Raw genomic sequence first — 14,315 nt, 5'->3', positions numbered from 1 at the left:
CAAAAAAGGTTAAAAGCTAAAGCCTTTTCAGAATGTTTTTATCAGATTAGAAAATGGCGTATTTTTGAACATTCGGAATGAATCAATCAAAGGGAATTAATTGAAAAATATAAGATTATGGCAAATGTTTTTCAATTAGCTTCCATCAACATATGAGAGAAGATTATTTAAAAGGTAATAAAGAAACACTTTCGTCGGTGGAAAAGGAAATCGAAAGAGCACTAAGACCGCTTTCTTTTGATGACTTTGCCGGACAGGATAAAGTACTCGAAAATCTACAGGTATTTGTAACGGCTGCTCGGTTACGAGAAGAAGCCCTCGACCATGTTCTTTTGCACGGCCCTCCGGGGTTAGGGAAAACTACTCTATCTAACATCGTAGCGAATGAGCTGAAAGCCAATATCAAAATTACTTCTGGGCCTGTATTAGACAAACCTTCTGATTTAGCAGGTTTGTTAACCAACTTACAGCCCTTTGATGTATTGTTTATTGATGAAATCCACAGGCTTAACCCTATCGTGGAAGAATACTTATATTCAGCCATGGAGGATTATAAGATTGACATTCTGTTAGACTCTGGCCCAAATGCCAGAAGTGTGCAAATTTCGCTTAATCCTTTTACGTTAATTGGTGCTACTACTCGTGCAGGGATGCTTACTTCGCCCCTAAGAGCTAGGTTTGGTATTAACTGTCGCTTAGAGTATTATGATGCGAAATTACTAACAAGTATCGTTAAACGTTCAGCTCAGATTTTAAATACGCCGATTGATGATGCAGGAGCTTTTGAGATTGCTCGTCGTAGCCGAGGAACGCCTCGTATTGCCAATAACCTATTGCGCAGAACACGTGATTTTGCCCAAGTAAAAGGGAAAGGTATCATCACGATAGAAATAGCAGAAATGGCATTGCTAGCGTTGGATGTTGATCAAAATGGCTTAGACGAAATGGATATTCGTATTTTAACAACGATTGTGGAAAAGTTCAAAGGTGGGCCTGTTGGTTTATCTACCATTGCTACGGCTTGTGGAGAAGAAGCAGAAACCATCGAAGAAGTATATGAACCGTTTTTGATTCAAGAAGGATTTTTAAAACGTACTTCTCGAGGACGAGAAGCCACAGAAAGAGCCTATGTACATTTGGGCATTGTACCTAAATATCGTACTGGCGAGTTGTTTTAAAACTATTACACATAAAAAAACGCTCAATATGCTTTTGGCATGTTGAGCGTTTTTTATGATGATATAATTACAGATTACTGTTAGTATCTTTTGATAAGGCTGATAATTCCGTCAAGCTGGCATATTTTACAACTTCGCCCAAAATAATGACGGCTGGATTCGACAATTGATTACTTTCAGCAATTTCTTTTAGGTCTTTTGCTACGCCAATGCCAACTTTTTGCTGACTGCTAGTGCCGTTTTGTACGATGGCAACTGGAAGGTTTCCCTTTCCCATAGTCTTACAAATTTCAGCCATCATACTCAACTTATTCATACCCATCAGTACCACAATTGTAGCACTGGTTTGTAATGCCATCAGCAAATCATTTGATAATGAACCATCACTTTTAGTCCCTGTAACTACCCAAAAACTTTCGCTTACACCTCTGGTCGTTAAAGGAATATTGGCATAACCCGCCGCCGCTACCGACGATGAAATTCCCGGAACGTATGCTGTTTCTAAACCAAAACCTTTAGCATATTCTATCTCTTCCATGCCACGCCCAAAAATAAAAGGGTCACCGCCTTTCAAACGTATAACATGGCCATACATATAGGCCTTTTCAACAATCAAAAAGTTAATGGCATCTTGGGAATGGCTTTCCCCCGGACGTTTCCCCACGTATATTTTTTCTGCTTCGGGCTTACAATAGTCTAATAATTCATTAGCAATTAAAGCATCATACAACACCACATCTGCATCCTTCAAAGCCTTGATTGCTTTAACGGTTATCAAATCTGGGTCACCCGGCCCTGCGCCCACTACTGTTAGTTTGGGTTTGGGGTCTAAAGTATTGAAATGTTCTAAACCAGTCATTTTTATCTATATAAATACAATGGTGAATAAATAGGGCTCAGAATAACGCCTATCCACTCACCATTGATGATTGATTTCAAATAAGGTAAATTATACCAAAGTCAATTGGTCACGATAAGCTTTTGCCAATGCCAAGAACGCCTCAGCATCTTCTACATATTTGGTAGCAAATTCTTGCGAAGGTTCATTTTGATTGATTTGTAAAACCAATTCTTTAAATGTTTGACCACTTAAAGAAATCTCACCTGTTGCTACAAAATGTTCGTCAAATTTGTCAATTACACCACTTTGTGTAGATGCACTTACTGATTTGTCTAACAACAAAGCTTTAGCTGCACTTACAAATACGCTATAAGCATGGTAGATTGAATCTGCCAAACGATTTTCTTCGTAAGCATTTCTTGTCCACTCCATTTTCTCAACCGACTCCAACAACAACGTTGCTACTAAATCTATAATTACACTGGCACATTCACCAACACCAATTTCTGTTTGGAATTGTTCAGATGCACCCCAGTCGATAAAATCATCTTCTTTCAGCGTAGTTAAATCAGCAACAGGTTTCAACAAGTTATAGAAGTATTTTTCACCCTGACGGTCATAATAATCATTGAAGTATTCGCCTTCTAGTGCGTTTTCTTCATAATTATTCAATACTACTCTTAATACTTGTGGACCACGTTTTGAAGGCACTTTAATTACTTTATCAGCCACACGCCCAACGCCATCACCTACTGTTCCACCGCCTAATAATACTTGAAGGGCAGGTAAAACACGTTTGTCAGCCGCTTTCAGAGACGAACCGTGGAAGCCAATATTAGCCATACCATGCTGTCCGCATGAGTTCATACAGCCAGAAATCTTTATTTTAATATCGCTATTATGAATCAATTCAGGGAAGTCTTCTGTAATAACAGCTTCTAATTTAGAAGTAATGTTTGTACTATCTGAAATCGCTAAATTACAAGTATCTGTTCCAGGGCAAGCTGTAATGTTAGCCATTGAATTAGCACCTGCCGCTGCAAAACCATGTGCTTCTAATACTGAATAGACATAAGGTAGATTAGCCTCAGGAACGAATTTCAACATCAAACCTTGGTTGATAGTTACTCTTACATCATCAGCAATGTATCCGTCTAATTGTTCGATTAAAGAACGTGAAGTAGTCGAGTGAATATTTCCGTTCAGTATTCTTACATATACGCCATAGAAACCAGCTTGCTTTTGTTCAAAAGTATTGGTTGCTTTCCATAAATCGTAAGCCTCTTGATTCGTAATAGTTACTTCCGAAGCTGTTTTAGAAGGCATTTCATCATCTGCTACGCTCCACTTGCCTGCTTCTACATCCACTTCAACCGATTTGCTTTTTAAAGCTATCCATTCTGTTTGAATCAATTCTGTTAGTTTTTCAAAACCAATTTTTTGAATCAAGAATTTAATACGAGCTTTATGACGAGAGTTTCTTTCACCGTGACGGTCAAATACTCTTAATGTTGCTTCTAAGAAAGGAATGATTTGGTCGGCAGCCAAAAAGTCAAACGATGTCTTAGCCAACATTGGTTGTGCACCCAATCCTCCACCTAATACTACTTTAAAACCACGTTGCCCGTCTTGGATTTTAGGAATAAAACCCATGTCGTGCATATATGTTAAGGCAGTATCTTCGTCGGTGTTTGAAAAAGCTATTTTAAACTTTCTGCCCATTTCCTGACAAATCGGATTTCTCAAGAAATAACGGAAAGTAGCATCTGCATAAGGACTAACATCAAAAGGTTCTTTAGGGTCAATACCCGCAGAAGGCGAAGCCGTTACGTTTCTAACAGTATTTCCACAAGCCTCACGAAGCGTGATATCATCTTCTTCTAGTTTCGACCATAATTCAGGTGTTCTATCTAAAGAAACAAAGTGAATTTGTATATCCTGACGAGTAGTTAAATGAAGATTCCCTGTAGAATATTCATCTGAAATATCAGCAATACGTTTCCACTGTTTGAAAGTCATTTTTCCATAAGGCAGCTTGATACGAACCATCTGTACACCTTGTTGGCGTTGGCCATATACCCCTCTTGCCAAACGAAGACTACGGAATTTTTCCTCGTGAATTTTCCCTTCACGGAATAATTCTATTTTGCGAGCCAAGTCAATAATATCTTTCTCTACAAGCGGATTTTCGAGTTCAGTTCTGAAACTTTGCATGATATCTGGTCGTTTTTGCCTTTTTCTTCTCTAAAAGAGTAGTCAAAAGCACTTCTATTACTCTATTAATTATATAGATTTAAGGCAAAATTAATCAAGAAAGTTCGGCAATCAAGGTTTTTTTATAAAAAAATGTTTGTTTTCGTAGTTAAAGTATTCATAATTATTGGCTTTCTAAAAATAAACAAATAGTTATTTGTTGGAATAGGTATTAATTTGACAATAAAATACTAATCAGAATTATACTATATTTGTAGGTCTATTAGACACAAATTAACCCTAAATATAAAAATGAAAAAAAGTTTATTTATTATGATGGCTTTTCTAACGATTAGCCTTTTTGCTTGTACTGAGTCAAAGAAACTTGTTGAGTTACAAGACCAAAATCGTCGTCAAGGAATTCAACTTTCTAAACTCCATGAAGAGAATGCCGAATTAAGTAGTTTGAATTTTACGTTGAAAAGTCAAAGTAAAAAGAAAGACGAAGAGTTGGTGAAATGCCAAACAGACTTTAAAGAGGTGATAGAACCGATTGTTTTAAAGTATAATCATTTGTTAGAAGATTATACCAAACTACAGGCTTCAAATAAAGTATTAAATGATGCTTATGAAACAAGCAAAGAAAATGCTGCTTCGGTAATTATGGAGTTGGAAGAAAAGACTAGAGCAAAGGCTGTGAAGGTTACAAAAAGCACTAGAAAAATAAAAGCAAAGAAACGTCGTCGTAGATAATTACAATCAGGAAAGGGCAATGTGTGATTAGACAGCTTAAAGGACATACCAAAATAATAATTTAACTAAAAGGGGTAGCCAAATCTATTTGGCTACCCCTTTTAGTTAATCAGGCTTTGCTATTTTTCACTCAACACTTTCAAATGTTTTGGGTCGGCTAGTCTTACTACCTCTTTCTTTGAAAATTTAATAACCCATAGTCCTAGAAAATCTCCTTCTTTTTTCAACTCCAAACTATCCAATTTAGCTTGTTTGCTAATATCAACTAATTGCTTTTTGCTAAGTTTTGTTAAAGACTGATTCCCTTTAATAGGTGAAGTATAATAAAAAAACGATTCGTCTTCAGATTTTTGGATATTATCAACTTGCGCAATGTTATGTTCAACATTATATTGATAAGCATCCAGTGTTTCATTGATTTTTTTATCCCAAGCAGGATTCTTTAATTTCAAGGGGCTCCCAGAAGTGATTTCTACGCGATATGCTTTGGCTAGAGAGTCTTTCAAGGTAGCATCTTGTAGGTTTTTTGCTAAATCAGCATTGAGTTTTTTTACAATAACACTCCCCCATTCGTCTACTTGTGCGGTAAACTGTCCGGGCGTAATGCGTTTTACTTCTCGTTCATGCAATTCTTTAACAGCTGCAGTGGTATCGATTCGCTTAAAATCACAACTGATTAAAAAGAGATTAGTCATAATAAACAAGCAAAAGGTTCTTGTAAAAAAAGTAAAATATGGATGTTGCTGTTTCATGTTGTCTTTGGGAAGTAATCTGCTAAATTTGTGTAAAGATAAGGCTGAAACATGAAAAAAGTCGTGATAAGTATCACGACTTCCTTTTATTTATCTGGATAATTTTAGTATCTTCCTCTTCTACCATTGTATCGTCCATTACCATGATATGGTCTTTGCGGAATATTTCTTGGTACTATTATTACTCTCCTTGGCGGAGGAACTACATAGCGATATCTAGGATAATTTGGATATGTATACCCATACCTATATGGATAAGGGCGGCGACTATCAACTCGAACATAAGATGGCCCACAAGACGCTACCAACAAAATAATTGCTAATGACAAAAAAAGCAATTGAAATGTTTTATGAATTTTTAGCTTTTTCATGACGTTTGGAGTTTAAAATATAGTACTTAGAGACTTAATAACGAAAAAGGTTTAATATAAGTGTAGCGCTATTTACTTGGGTATCTAAGCAAAAGACAATCAGATAAACATTTACCCCCATTCAATATAAAGAATTTTGTATCTTTGCACCCTGATTTTTAGTTAGCCGCATTATTCGGTTATAATTGCTAATATCAAGCTGTTGAACTTTCCGAAATAAGAAAAAATATGTTAGAACAATTAGAGGCCATCCGTGAAAGATTTGAAGAGGTTGCTCAGCAAATGACGCAACCCGAAGTAGTATCGGATATGAAGAAATATAAAACCATCAGTAAGGAATATAAAGACCTTGAAAAGATAGTTTTAAAATATAATGAGTACAAAAATATCCTCTCGAATATTGAAGGAGCAAAAGACGTAATAGCTACAGAAAAAGACGAAGAATTTCGTGCGTTAGCTAAAATGGAATTAGAAGAATTGTTGCCTCAGAAAGAAGAGTACGAGAAAATCATCAAGGAAATGTTGATTCCTAAAGATCCGAACGATTCTAAAAACATCATTATGGAGATTCGTGCTGGAACGGGTGGAGACGAAGCAGGGATTTTTGCAGGAGACCTTTTCAGAATGTACCAACGTTTCTGTGCTAACCAAGGATGGCAATTTCAATTGATGGACTATACCCAAGCGTCGTCTGGTGGTTATAAAGAAATCATTGCCAATATTCAAGGGGAAGACGTGTACGGGAAAATGAAATTTGAATCGGGTGTTCACCGTGTACAACGTGTGCCTGCTACAGAATCTCAAGGACGTATCCACACTTCGGCAGCTACTGTGGCTGTTTTGCCAGAGGTAGATGAAGTAGATGTACAGATTAATATGAATGATATTCGTAAAGATACATTCTGTTCTTCGGGTGCGGGTGGACAGTCTGTAAACACAACGTATTCAGCCGTGAGGGTTACTCACCTTCCGTCGGGTTTAGTAGTACAGTGTCAGGATGAGCGTTCGCAGATTAAAAACTTTGAAAAGGCTATGACCGTTTTACGTTCAAGACTTTATGATATTGAATTAGCCAAACAACAAGAATCTATTGCTGGTGACCGTCGTTCGATGGTTGGTTCTGGTGACCGTTCTGATAAAATCCGCACTTACAATTATCCACAAGGAAGAGTAACCGACCACCGTATTGGCTATACGGTATATAACTTACCAGTAGTAATGGATGGTGAAATTGGTGATTTTATCGAACAATTAAGAATTGCTGAAAACGCAGAGAAATTGAAAGAGGGTGCGGGAGCGTTGTGAGGTTGTGAGGTTGTGAGGTTGTGAGGTTGTGAGGTTGTGAGGTTGTGAGGTTGAAAAAATTGATAAACAGCAATTTAATATTTTTCTATGACTAAGCCCTAAATCCACTTTTAAAAGTGAGTTTGGGGCTTAGTTGTTTTTTAATTACATTTTTCTAAGTTGAAAATTAAAAGTATTTGTTTCACCATAAATTATTGGGCCTACAGGGTTCCCTACTTTCTCATATTGATTATTTTTCCAGACGTAAATCATATATTTAGTCATTAAATCATAGTTTGTATTACTTTCTGGTAGAAATTCAGTTTGTCCATAGTTAACCATGTATGAAATAGTATAAATTCCATCTTTATTGGTTTCTCCAGTAGCATCAAAGGTGGGAATAGGAGAAAGACCTTTTAAGTAATATCCACTAAATTGAAATTTCAAGCCTACGACGGGCATATCGTTTTCATCAATTACTTTTCCAGTAATGATAGTTAGACGGTCTGGAAATTCATCTTTTCCACAAGAAAAAAGCATAGGTGGCAATATGCCCAAAGCACCAAGGAATGTTCGTCTTTTCATATTATTTGTAGAATGTAGGTTGTTAAAATTAAAATATAATGATACTTTAAACTATTTTTTGACAACCAATACAATATCATTGTACCAATCTTTATTAATCGGAGTAATTAAATTGTTATGATTTAAGGCTGTGAAGTCTTGGATAAATGGATGATTACATTCATCATTTTTAAAGGTAATACGTGTTTGTAAAGTATCTGGTCCGTTATTATCGTTAAATTTTAGATAGAATACTTTACTTAAAATTAGACCGTCTTTTAATGCCTTATAGTCCTCAAATTGTAAGAAATTATCAATACGAATTCTATAGCTTCCATTAACTTGAGGATATGAAACAGAATATTGTTTTTTGTTTTCATCTGTTACAACTAATCCAGTTAACACCTCTGGTAATATAGGGTTAGCAGTATTAACAGGGAAATATGGTTGGCCATCTCCTTTTTGATAAAACAATGATAAAGAACCATATAAAGGAAGCAAATCTTGATTGTTACATTTATCATAGCAGCTTATCAAAAACTGGCTTAGTAAACATAATAATGACAAACAAATCAAACGTCTTTTCATGATATTTATAGGGTTAGAAGTTTACAATAGTAGGCTAAATAGGTGTTTGATATATCCTTATAGATCTTAAAGTTTTCATAATATGGTGCTATTTTCTTTTAACAAATTTAAAGTTTAGTTCATTTTTTGTTTCAGTTTTGAAGGGTATGTTTGACTGATAAACTCCGTTTACTAGACACAGATAATCGTAATTCCCACTATCATACTCCATGATTCCAGTTGGTTTAAACGTAATAAAACGTGTGCCTTTAGGAATAAATTTCTCGAAGTAGTAATATCCTTTTACATCTGTCTTGGTATTTAGGTCAAAAGTTACATCAGGGTTAAATCCCCCAGTATCTCCTGCAAACTGAAAGCCTATTCCCTCTAAAGGCTTTTCATTTTCATCAACTACAATACCCGTAAATATGGTGGCTGCTTTAGGTGAATCTAGCCCGTTATTGCATGAGTTTAATAAAATAGTGGGCGATATACCCAAAAGGCTAAGAAATGTTCGTCGTTTCATGTAATATGTAGAATTTAGATTGTTAAAATTTAAGCCACAACCTCCGATTTCTCTAATTTAAACGAAAAGGTTGTGCCCTTCTCGGGCTTTGAAGCTACTGAAATTTTGGTTCTGTGGGCATTCAAAATGTGCTTTACAATGGCTAATCCTAAGCCTGAAGAGCCATCCGAACGACTGCGGGCTTTGTCTACTCTATAAAACCGCTCAAAAATTCTGTTTAAATGTTCTGGGGCAATACCCGGTCCATTGTCTTTAATGGATATTTTCCAGTCTTTTTTATCTTCTTCAAAATTTACAATAACTGTCCCGTTTTCATTGCCGTATTTAATGCCATTTTCTACTAAATTTGTTATTACTTGCCCAATACGTTGAGAGTCCGCTTTTACCCAAACCAATGGCTGTGGTGATTTAATTTGTAAGGTAGCGTTTTTCGCTTTCGCCTTGCCTTCTAATTGTTCAAATACTTCTTTGGTTATTTGTTTGATGTCTACCCGCTCTCTGTGCATTTTAATATCGCCTGTTTCCATTTGCGAGAGCGTCAGTAAATCTTTTACCAAAATATCCAGTCCGTCTAAACTTTTAGCAGCCTTTATCAAAAAGCGTTCACGAACATTTTCATCGTCCATCGCACCATCCAACAACGTGTGTACAAAGCCTTGTGCAGCAAAAATGGGCGTTTTTAATTCATGTGAAACATTCGCCAAAAATTCACGACGATATTTTTCCAGACGCTTAAGTTCGGTTACTTCCTGTTCTTTTTTGGATACATATACAAACAACTCGTCATTCAGTTTCTTCAAAGGGTTATTGTTTTTATATAACTTCTTTCTAGAGACACCAAAATCTTTGATTTTTAATCGATTGATAGAATCATACATCTTATTGATTTCTTGAAAAACCAAATAATCTAACACGAAGTAAATAAGAATTCCTGCTACAATCAACGAAGCAACAAAACTGACAAACAGCACATTCCCATTCGATTCGGGCAGAAAAGAAAGGAAAGAAGTAATAAATGCTGCAATAACGATAGCCAATAAAGTGGCTAACAATTTGGGATTCAGAAGCATGACAAAGCCGAATTCGTTTTTAAAAATATAATTTGTACTCAATTAAAGTAATAAAAGCATCAATCTATATGCAAGTTTGGTGTTTTTTAGCGATAATTCGTATTAAATTTATGAAAATGAATACGAAAATGATTTCCTAAATCGTAGCTCAATAATTCTTTTGTACCTTTGCCTTTTCCTTAAACATTTTGAGGGGATTGAATTTTGAGTTGGAATCGTCGCTCAATGGCTCAATCACTCAATCACTCATTAAAAATGCAACTCAATCAATTAACCGCAATCTCTCCCATTGATGGGCGTTACCGCAAGCAAGTAGAAAGCCTTGCTCCTTTTTTCTCTGAATTTGGATTGATCAAATATCGTGTTCGTATTGAAATAGAATACTTTATTGCACTTTGCGAAATACCTTTGCCTCAATTAGAATCAATCAATAAAGATTTATTTTCTGCCTTGCGCGACATTTATCTTAATTTTTCTGAAGAGGATGCCCTTTGGATTAAGGAAACTGAGAAAGTAACGAACCATGATGTCAAGGCGGTTGAATATTTTATCAAACATAAACTAGATAAATTCGGTATCAACGAATACCTTGAATTTATTCACTTTGGACTTACCTCTCAGGATGTTAACAATACTGCCATTCCATTGTCTTTATTAGAAGCCATGAATGAAGTATTGGTGCCAAAATTAGAAGAGGTAATTGCTAAGATTGAGGCCTTGGCCGAAGAGTGGAAAAATGTACCATTGTTAGCACATACACACGGACAACCTGCTTCCCCTACACGTTTGGGCAAAGAGTTTATGGTGTTTGTAGAAAGAATGGAACGCCAGATGGATTTATTGAAAACCATTCCATATTCTGCAAAATTCGGTGGAGCAACAGGTAATTTCAATGCACACAACGTGGCTTATCCAGAAAACAATTGGATTGCATTTGGTAATTCGTTTGTAAGTTCATTGGGTTTGGTACGTAGCAAATACACGACGCAAATAGAGCATTACGATAACCTTGCGGCATTAATGGATAACTTAAAGCGATTGAACAATATCGTTTTAGACTTAGACCGTGATGTTTGGACGTATGTTTCGATGGGCTATTTCAAACAAAAAATCAAAGCAGGTGAAGTTGGTTCGTCAGCAATGCCACATAAAGTAAATCCGATTGATTTTGAAAACTCAGAAGGAAATGTGGGAATCGCTAATGCATTGTATGAGTTTTTAGCGGCAAAACTGCCAGTTTCTCGTTTACAAAGAGATTTAACAGACTCTACAGTATTAAGAAACTTGGGCGTACCTATTGGTCATCAATTAATTGCTTTGACGGCTTTATTGCGTGGTTTGAATAAATTAGAATTGAACCAAGAAGCTATCAATGCTGATTTGGAAGACAATTGGGCAGTTGTGGCAGAAGCAATTCAAACGATTTTAAGAAGAGAAAGCTATCCACAGCCTTACGAAGCCTTGAAAGCATTGACCCGTAAAAACGATAAAATCACAGAAAAAACGATTTCTGAATTTATCGATAGCTTGGAAATCAGTGATAAAGTAAAATATGAATTAAGAAGAATTACGCCATTCAATTATGTGGGTGTATTAGAGTAATCTGACATAAATAAATAGATTTGACAACTTTTAAAAGTTGTCAAATCTGCCATTTTAAGTATGAATCAACAGACTATTGTAAATCGTTTGGGCCAATCATTCTAGAAATGATAAAATGGGGTAAACAACACCGAGAATATATAATGAATGATTAATGAGATAAGTAGGAGGATAAAACTAAGAATGGCAGATATTTTATTTTAGCTCAAAGCTTACAACTCAAAGCTCACCGCTTATTATATTCTTCTAAACATTTTTCAAGCGGTTGCCCTTGCGTATGAATACAATCACAGAATTTTTCACACGCCTCAGGATTACTACTGTCCTTGCATTGTGTCTGACAATCGCCTAAGGTATTGAAAGGTCTTATCTCATAAAGATTAAACAATATTGATCCTAGTATCACAACATCAGTAAAAACACCTGCAAAAAAGCCAATTGGAAACTTATTGCTCACAGTATATTCTTTGGATAAGTCGCTTGGTATTGTAGTTGTGTGTTTGAAGGGAAAGATATATTTTAATTTGTCGTAATCCCAGCAAAGCAAATACAGATTAGCCAATACCATTAAGGGAGCAGAAAAAAGAGAACCATCAAAACGCACGGCGAATGATAGAATTGTGATATTTAAGATGATGGGAAAATAAAGTACAGCTCCAAGGGTTGCCGTTCGTGGGATTAGTAATAAAATAGCCGCCGTTACCTGTACAACACCAATAAATGTGTAATAATAGCCTGTATGGTGTAGAGCCTCCAAATAATTTCCCATTGGATGATTCACAGATAATGACGTAAATCTTTCTCCCATAATCTTCACAAAACCAGAAGGAATAAATCCCGCAGCCAAAGCGATACGATTAAAAACAGTAAAATACCGAAGCCATTTGTTTGTCTTTACTTGATAGTGTAGTTTGTCAAGTTTAGTAGAAATGTTCATGGGTATTTTAAAGTTATGATTAGGATTGAATATTGTTACATTAATGTTGATAAATAAGTGCTTTCATCTTTCCAGACAAGACTATTTAGGTAATTTTGCTGTTCTTCACTAGTATAAAATTCTTTGAAGTCATCAATGTACTCATTGAATGAATCTTGGTCACATGGCAGATAATATTTATCTAAAAGAAACATGCTAAATTCTAAACCAAATTTACTATCCTTGATAAAATCGACCAAATCAGCAGAAAGGGAATGAACGTTTTTTTTGTCTGCAAGCATTCCTTCTTTAAGAATGGGATAAAATTCTTCTATTGGCCTATTACCCATAAAACAACAGTCAGCGTAATGAATTTTTAGACCAAAAGCTTCAGGAAATTTTTCTGTAAACTGTTTATATAAACTAATTTTCAAACAATAATCATCTCCTCCAAGCCCAAGATATTCTGAACCATACCCAGTCAGAATTGAGCTGTTTATTATAGTGATAGTGTCAGTATGAAGTTCAGACTGAGCCATAATGAAATCTCTAAAATTATCAATTACCTCAGTCTCCGACTTTCCAGATAATACTATTTCTCTTAGTAGTTTTGCTTGTTGTGGACTTTCCTCTAATCCTAAGCGTCTTAAATAATACTCTATTATTGACATTTTAATCTATATTTCGATTATAGTTATTCTCTCGTGACATATTTATCGCTTATCCAACCTCGTAATTTCTGATGTTTGAACTCAAAACTTATCGGATTACAGTTTTCTTTTCCTGCAATCGTGCTATTTTCTACTTCAACGAATAGCCACTTTCTGTCTTTTTCTATCATCTCAGATAGAACTTTAATTTTTGATGCTATTTTGATTTTAGCAATAATATTAGTGCCATCTTCGCAAGCATAGGTAAATGTTTCTTTTACTTTTCCCTCTAGTTTATCAATACTTGGTGAAAACCTTAAATTGTAATTGTCTATGGTTACTTTTACAAAAAAAGGATTTGCTAAATAAATAAAAGGCTCTAAAAGGTATGTGTTTTCTGTATAATAGCTATTGGTCAAAACATAATTTTCCTTAATAACCGCAGCACTTTCGTTAAATTCAAATACTCTATTTGATAAATAAGGGCTTTCTCCACAACAGTGAGTCAAACTTACATATAACATTTTTTTATTGTCAATATTCCATAAAACATAAGAATTACATTGTTCATGCAGTTGCTCTTTGTATTGTCCATCAATATTTAAGAATACTGTAATACAGTTTGGTTCGCCACATCCATATAAGTAAATAATATCGTTTTTCCCATCATTGTTTAAATCAATAATTTGCTTTTCAAACTTTTCAGTGTTAGAACTTTTTTTAATCTCGCTCTCTATTTTATTAATTTGAGAAGATTGACCAAATCCTTGAATTAAAATAATAAAACAAAAGAGTGTTAGTAGTGTTCGCATATTGTTTGTTTTAACTACTAACTCGCTATTATACGAAACTATTAGTAGTACTTTTAGGGGGAAAGTTATTTTAAATTAAGCTAGTATGAAAATATCAATTTGCAGTAATTCATTCAATTTCCCAAATAATCATAAAACTCTTTTTTGAAAACTTATTGTACGGTAAATTTTATATGTTTTTTGAATAAGGAATGTTTTTTTCAGAACTAGCATAACAAAAACACCTGTTTCAAATG

Annotated in this window: 15 protein-coding genes; 4 read left to right on the top strand and 11 right to left on the bottom strand. The window is 35.1% G+C overall.

The annotated features are described in order from the left end of the window. Nucleotides 1–152 precede the first annotated feature (152 nt). Nucleotides 153–1,178, top strand: a complete 1,026-nt coding sequence (ruvB, locus tag AC07XN_RS18795) for a Holliday junction branch migration DNA helicase RuvB (protein ID WP_309923761.1) — start codon at nucleotides 153–155, stop codon at nucleotides 1,176–1,178. Nucleotides 1,179–1,245: 67 nt separating this feature from the next. On the opposite strand, the gene cobA is transcribed toward ruvB, so the two are convergent. Beyond that, a complete protein-coding gene (cobA, locus tag AC07XN_RS18790) occupies nucleotides 1,246–2,037 on the bottom strand; it encodes a uroporphyrinogen-III C-methyltransferase (RefSeq protein WP_494744156.1) in 792 nt (263 codons plus the stop codon). Between the two features lie 90 nt (nucleotides 2,038–2,127). Beyond that, entirely contained in the window at nucleotides 2,128–4,233 is a 2,106-nt protein-coding gene (locus AC07XN_RS18785) for a ferredoxin-like domain-containing protein (protein ID WP_494744155.1), read from the bottom strand. Nucleotides 4,234–4,524: 291 nt separating this feature from the next. Here AC07XN_RS18785 and AC07XN_RS18780 point away from each other — a divergent pair, with 291 nt between their 5' ends. Next, nucleotides 4,525–4,965 carry a hypothetical protein gene (locus tag AC07XN_RS18780; RefSeq protein ID WP_494744154.1) on the top strand — a complete coding sequence of 147 codons (441 nt, stop codon included), beginning with the start codon at nucleotides 4,525–4,527 and terminating at the stop codon, nucleotides 4,963–4,965. A 119-nt stretch (nucleotides 4,966–5,084) separates the two neighbouring features. Here AC07XN_RS18780 and AC07XN_RS18775 read toward each other — a convergent pair whose 3' ends face one another. Both AC07XN_RS18775 and AC07XN_RS18770 read right to left on the bottom strand, forming a co-directional pair. Continuing rightward, entirely contained in the window at nucleotides 5,085–5,660 is a 576-nt protein-coding gene (locus AC07XN_RS18775; RefSeq protein WP_494744153.1) for a hypothetical protein, read from the bottom strand. A 161-nt stretch (nucleotides 5,661–5,821) separates the two neighbouring features. Beyond that, nucleotides 5,822–6,088, bottom strand: a complete 267-nt coding sequence (locus tag AC07XN_RS18770) for a hypothetical protein (RefSeq protein WP_494744152.1) — start codon at nucleotides 6,086–6,088, stop codon at nucleotides 5,822–5,824. Nucleotides 6,089–6,316: 228 nt separating this feature from the next. Between AC07XN_RS18770 and prfA the strand changes: the two genes are divergently transcribed. Continuing rightward, a complete protein-coding gene (prfA, locus tag AC07XN_RS18765; protein WP_309921600.1) occupies nucleotides 6,317–7,393 on the top strand; it encodes a peptide chain release factor 1 in 1,077 nt (358 codons plus the stop codon). Nucleotides 7,394–7,537: 144 nt separating this feature from the next. On the opposite strand, the gene AC07XN_RS18760 is transcribed toward prfA, so the two are convergent. From AC07XN_RS18760 to AC07XN_RS18745, 4 genes are all read right to left on the bottom strand, one after another. Then, nucleotides 7,538–7,957, bottom strand: a complete 420-nt coding sequence (locus AC07XN_RS18760; RefSeq protein ID WP_494744151.1) for a hypothetical protein — start codon at nucleotides 7,955–7,957, stop codon at nucleotides 7,538–7,540. A gap of 51 nt (nucleotides 7,958–8,008) precedes the next feature. Next, the gene (locus AC07XN_RS18755; protein WP_494744150.1) at nucleotides 8,009–8,524 is read right to left on the bottom strand and encodes a hypothetical protein; all 516 of its coding nucleotides are present in this window, start codon (nucleotides 8,522–8,524) and stop codon (nucleotides 8,009–8,011) included. A gap of 88 nt (nucleotides 8,525–8,612) precedes the next feature. Continuing rightward, nucleotides 8,613–9,029 (bottom strand): hypothetical protein, encoded by a 417-nt coding sequence (locus AC07XN_RS18750; protein ID WP_494744149.1) that lies wholly within the window; start codon nucleotides 9,027–9,029, stop codon nucleotides 8,613–8,615. A gap of 29 nt (nucleotides 9,030–9,058) precedes the next feature. Continuing rightward, the gene (locus AC07XN_RS18745) at nucleotides 9,059–10,099 is read right to left on the bottom strand and encodes a sensor histidine kinase (RefSeq protein WP_494744148.1); all 1,041 of its coding nucleotides are present in this window, start codon (nucleotides 10,097–10,099) and stop codon (nucleotides 9,059–9,061) included. A 255-nt stretch (nucleotides 10,100–10,354) separates the two neighbouring features. Between AC07XN_RS18745 and purB the strand changes: the two genes are divergently transcribed. Next, complete coding sequence (purB, locus tag AC07XN_RS18740; protein ID WP_309921614.1) at nucleotides 10,355–11,701, top strand: adenylosuccinate lyase; 1,347 nt, start codon at nucleotides 10,355–10,357, stop codon at nucleotides 11,699–11,701. A 226-nt stretch (nucleotides 11,702–11,927) separates the two neighbouring features. Here purB and AC07XN_RS18735 read toward each other — a convergent pair whose 3' ends face one another. The 3 genes from AC07XN_RS18735 to AC07XN_RS18725 are packed head-to-tail and all read right to left on the bottom strand — an operon-like array spanning nucleotide 11,928 to nucleotide 14,079. After that, nucleotides 11,928–12,638: a DoxX family protein gene (locus tag AC07XN_RS18735; RefSeq protein ID WP_494744147.1), complete on the bottom strand. Its 711-nt coding sequence runs from the start codon at nucleotides 12,636–12,638 to the stop codon at nucleotides 11,928–11,930. Between the two features lie 35 nt (nucleotides 12,639–12,673). Continuing rightward, the gene (locus AC07XN_RS18730; RefSeq protein WP_494744146.1) at nucleotides 12,674–13,288 is read right to left on the bottom strand and encodes a hypothetical protein; all 615 of its coding nucleotides are present in this window, start codon (nucleotides 13,286–13,288) and stop codon (nucleotides 12,674–12,676) included. A 23-nt stretch (nucleotides 13,289–13,311) separates the two neighbouring features. Then, nucleotides 13,312–14,079: a hypothetical protein gene (locus tag AC07XN_RS18725; protein ID WP_494744145.1), complete on the bottom strand. Its 768-nt coding sequence runs from the start codon at nucleotides 14,077–14,079 to the stop codon at nucleotides 13,312–13,314. Nucleotides 14,080–14,315 lie beyond the last annotated feature (236 nt).

Source organism: Arcicella sp. GW458-12-2-14-TSB2 (assembly GCF_059423785.1).
This window is presented reverse-complemented; position numbering and strand designations above follow the sequence as displayed.

Excerpts from the sequence above, each read along its gene's own strand:
- AC07XN_RS18725 (WP_494744145.1), bottom strand. The coding sequence starts at position 14,079 with ATGCGAACACTACTAACACTCTTTTGTTTTATTATTTTAATTCAAGGA.
- cobA (WP_494744156.1), bottom strand. The coding sequence starts at position 2,037 with ATGACTGGTTTAGAACATTTCAATACTTTAGACCCCAAACCCAAACTA.
- AC07XN_RS18755 (WP_494744150.1), bottom strand. The coding sequence starts at position 8,524 with ATGAAAAGACGTTTGATTTGTTTGTCATTATTATGTTTACTAAGCCAG.
- ruvB (WP_309923761.1), top strand. The coding sequence starts at position 153 with ATGAGAGAAGATTATTTAAAAGGTAATAAAGAAACACTTTCGTCGGTG.
- AC07XN_RS18760 (WP_494744151.1), bottom strand. The coding sequence starts at position 7,957 with ATGAAAAGACGAACATTCCTTGGTGCTTTGGGCATATTGCCACCTATG.
- AC07XN_RS18780 (WP_494744154.1), top strand. The coding sequence starts at position 4,525 with ATGAAAAAAAGTTTATTTATTATGATGGCTTTTCTAACGATTAGCCTT.
- AC07XN_RS18735 (WP_494744147.1), bottom strand. The coding sequence starts at position 12,638 with ATGAACATTTCTACTAAACTTGACAAACTACACTATCAAGTAAAGACA.
- prfA (WP_309921600.1), top strand. The coding sequence starts at position 6,317 with ATGTTAGAACAATTAGAGGCCATCCGTGAAAGATTTGAAGAGGTTGCT.
- AC07XN_RS18775 (WP_494744153.1), bottom strand. The coding sequence starts at position 5,660 with ATGACTAATCTCTTTTTAATCAGTTGTGATTTTAAGCGAATCGATACC.
- AC07XN_RS18745 (WP_494744148.1), bottom strand. The coding sequence starts at position 10,099 with ATGCTTCTGAATCCCAAATTGTTAGCCACTTTATTGGCTATCGTTATT.
- AC07XN_RS18750 (WP_494744149.1), bottom strand. The coding sequence starts at position 9,029 with ATGAAACGACGAACATTTCTTAGCCTTTTGGGTATATCGCCCACTATT.
- AC07XN_RS18770 (WP_494744152.1), bottom strand. The coding sequence starts at position 6,088 with ATGAAAAAGCTAAAAATTCATAAAACATTTCAATTGCTTTTTTTGTCA.
- AC07XN_RS18730 (WP_494744146.1), bottom strand. The coding sequence starts at position 13,288 with ATGTCAATAATAGAGTATTATTTAAGACGCTTAGGATTAGAGGAAAGT.
- purB (WP_309921614.1), top strand. The coding sequence starts at position 10,355 with ATGCAACTCAATCAATTAACCGCAATCTCTCCCATTGATGGGCGTTAC.
- AC07XN_RS18785 (WP_494744155.1), bottom strand. The coding sequence starts at position 4,233 with ATGCAAAGTTTCAGAACTGAACTCGAAAATCCGCTTGTAGAGAAAGAT.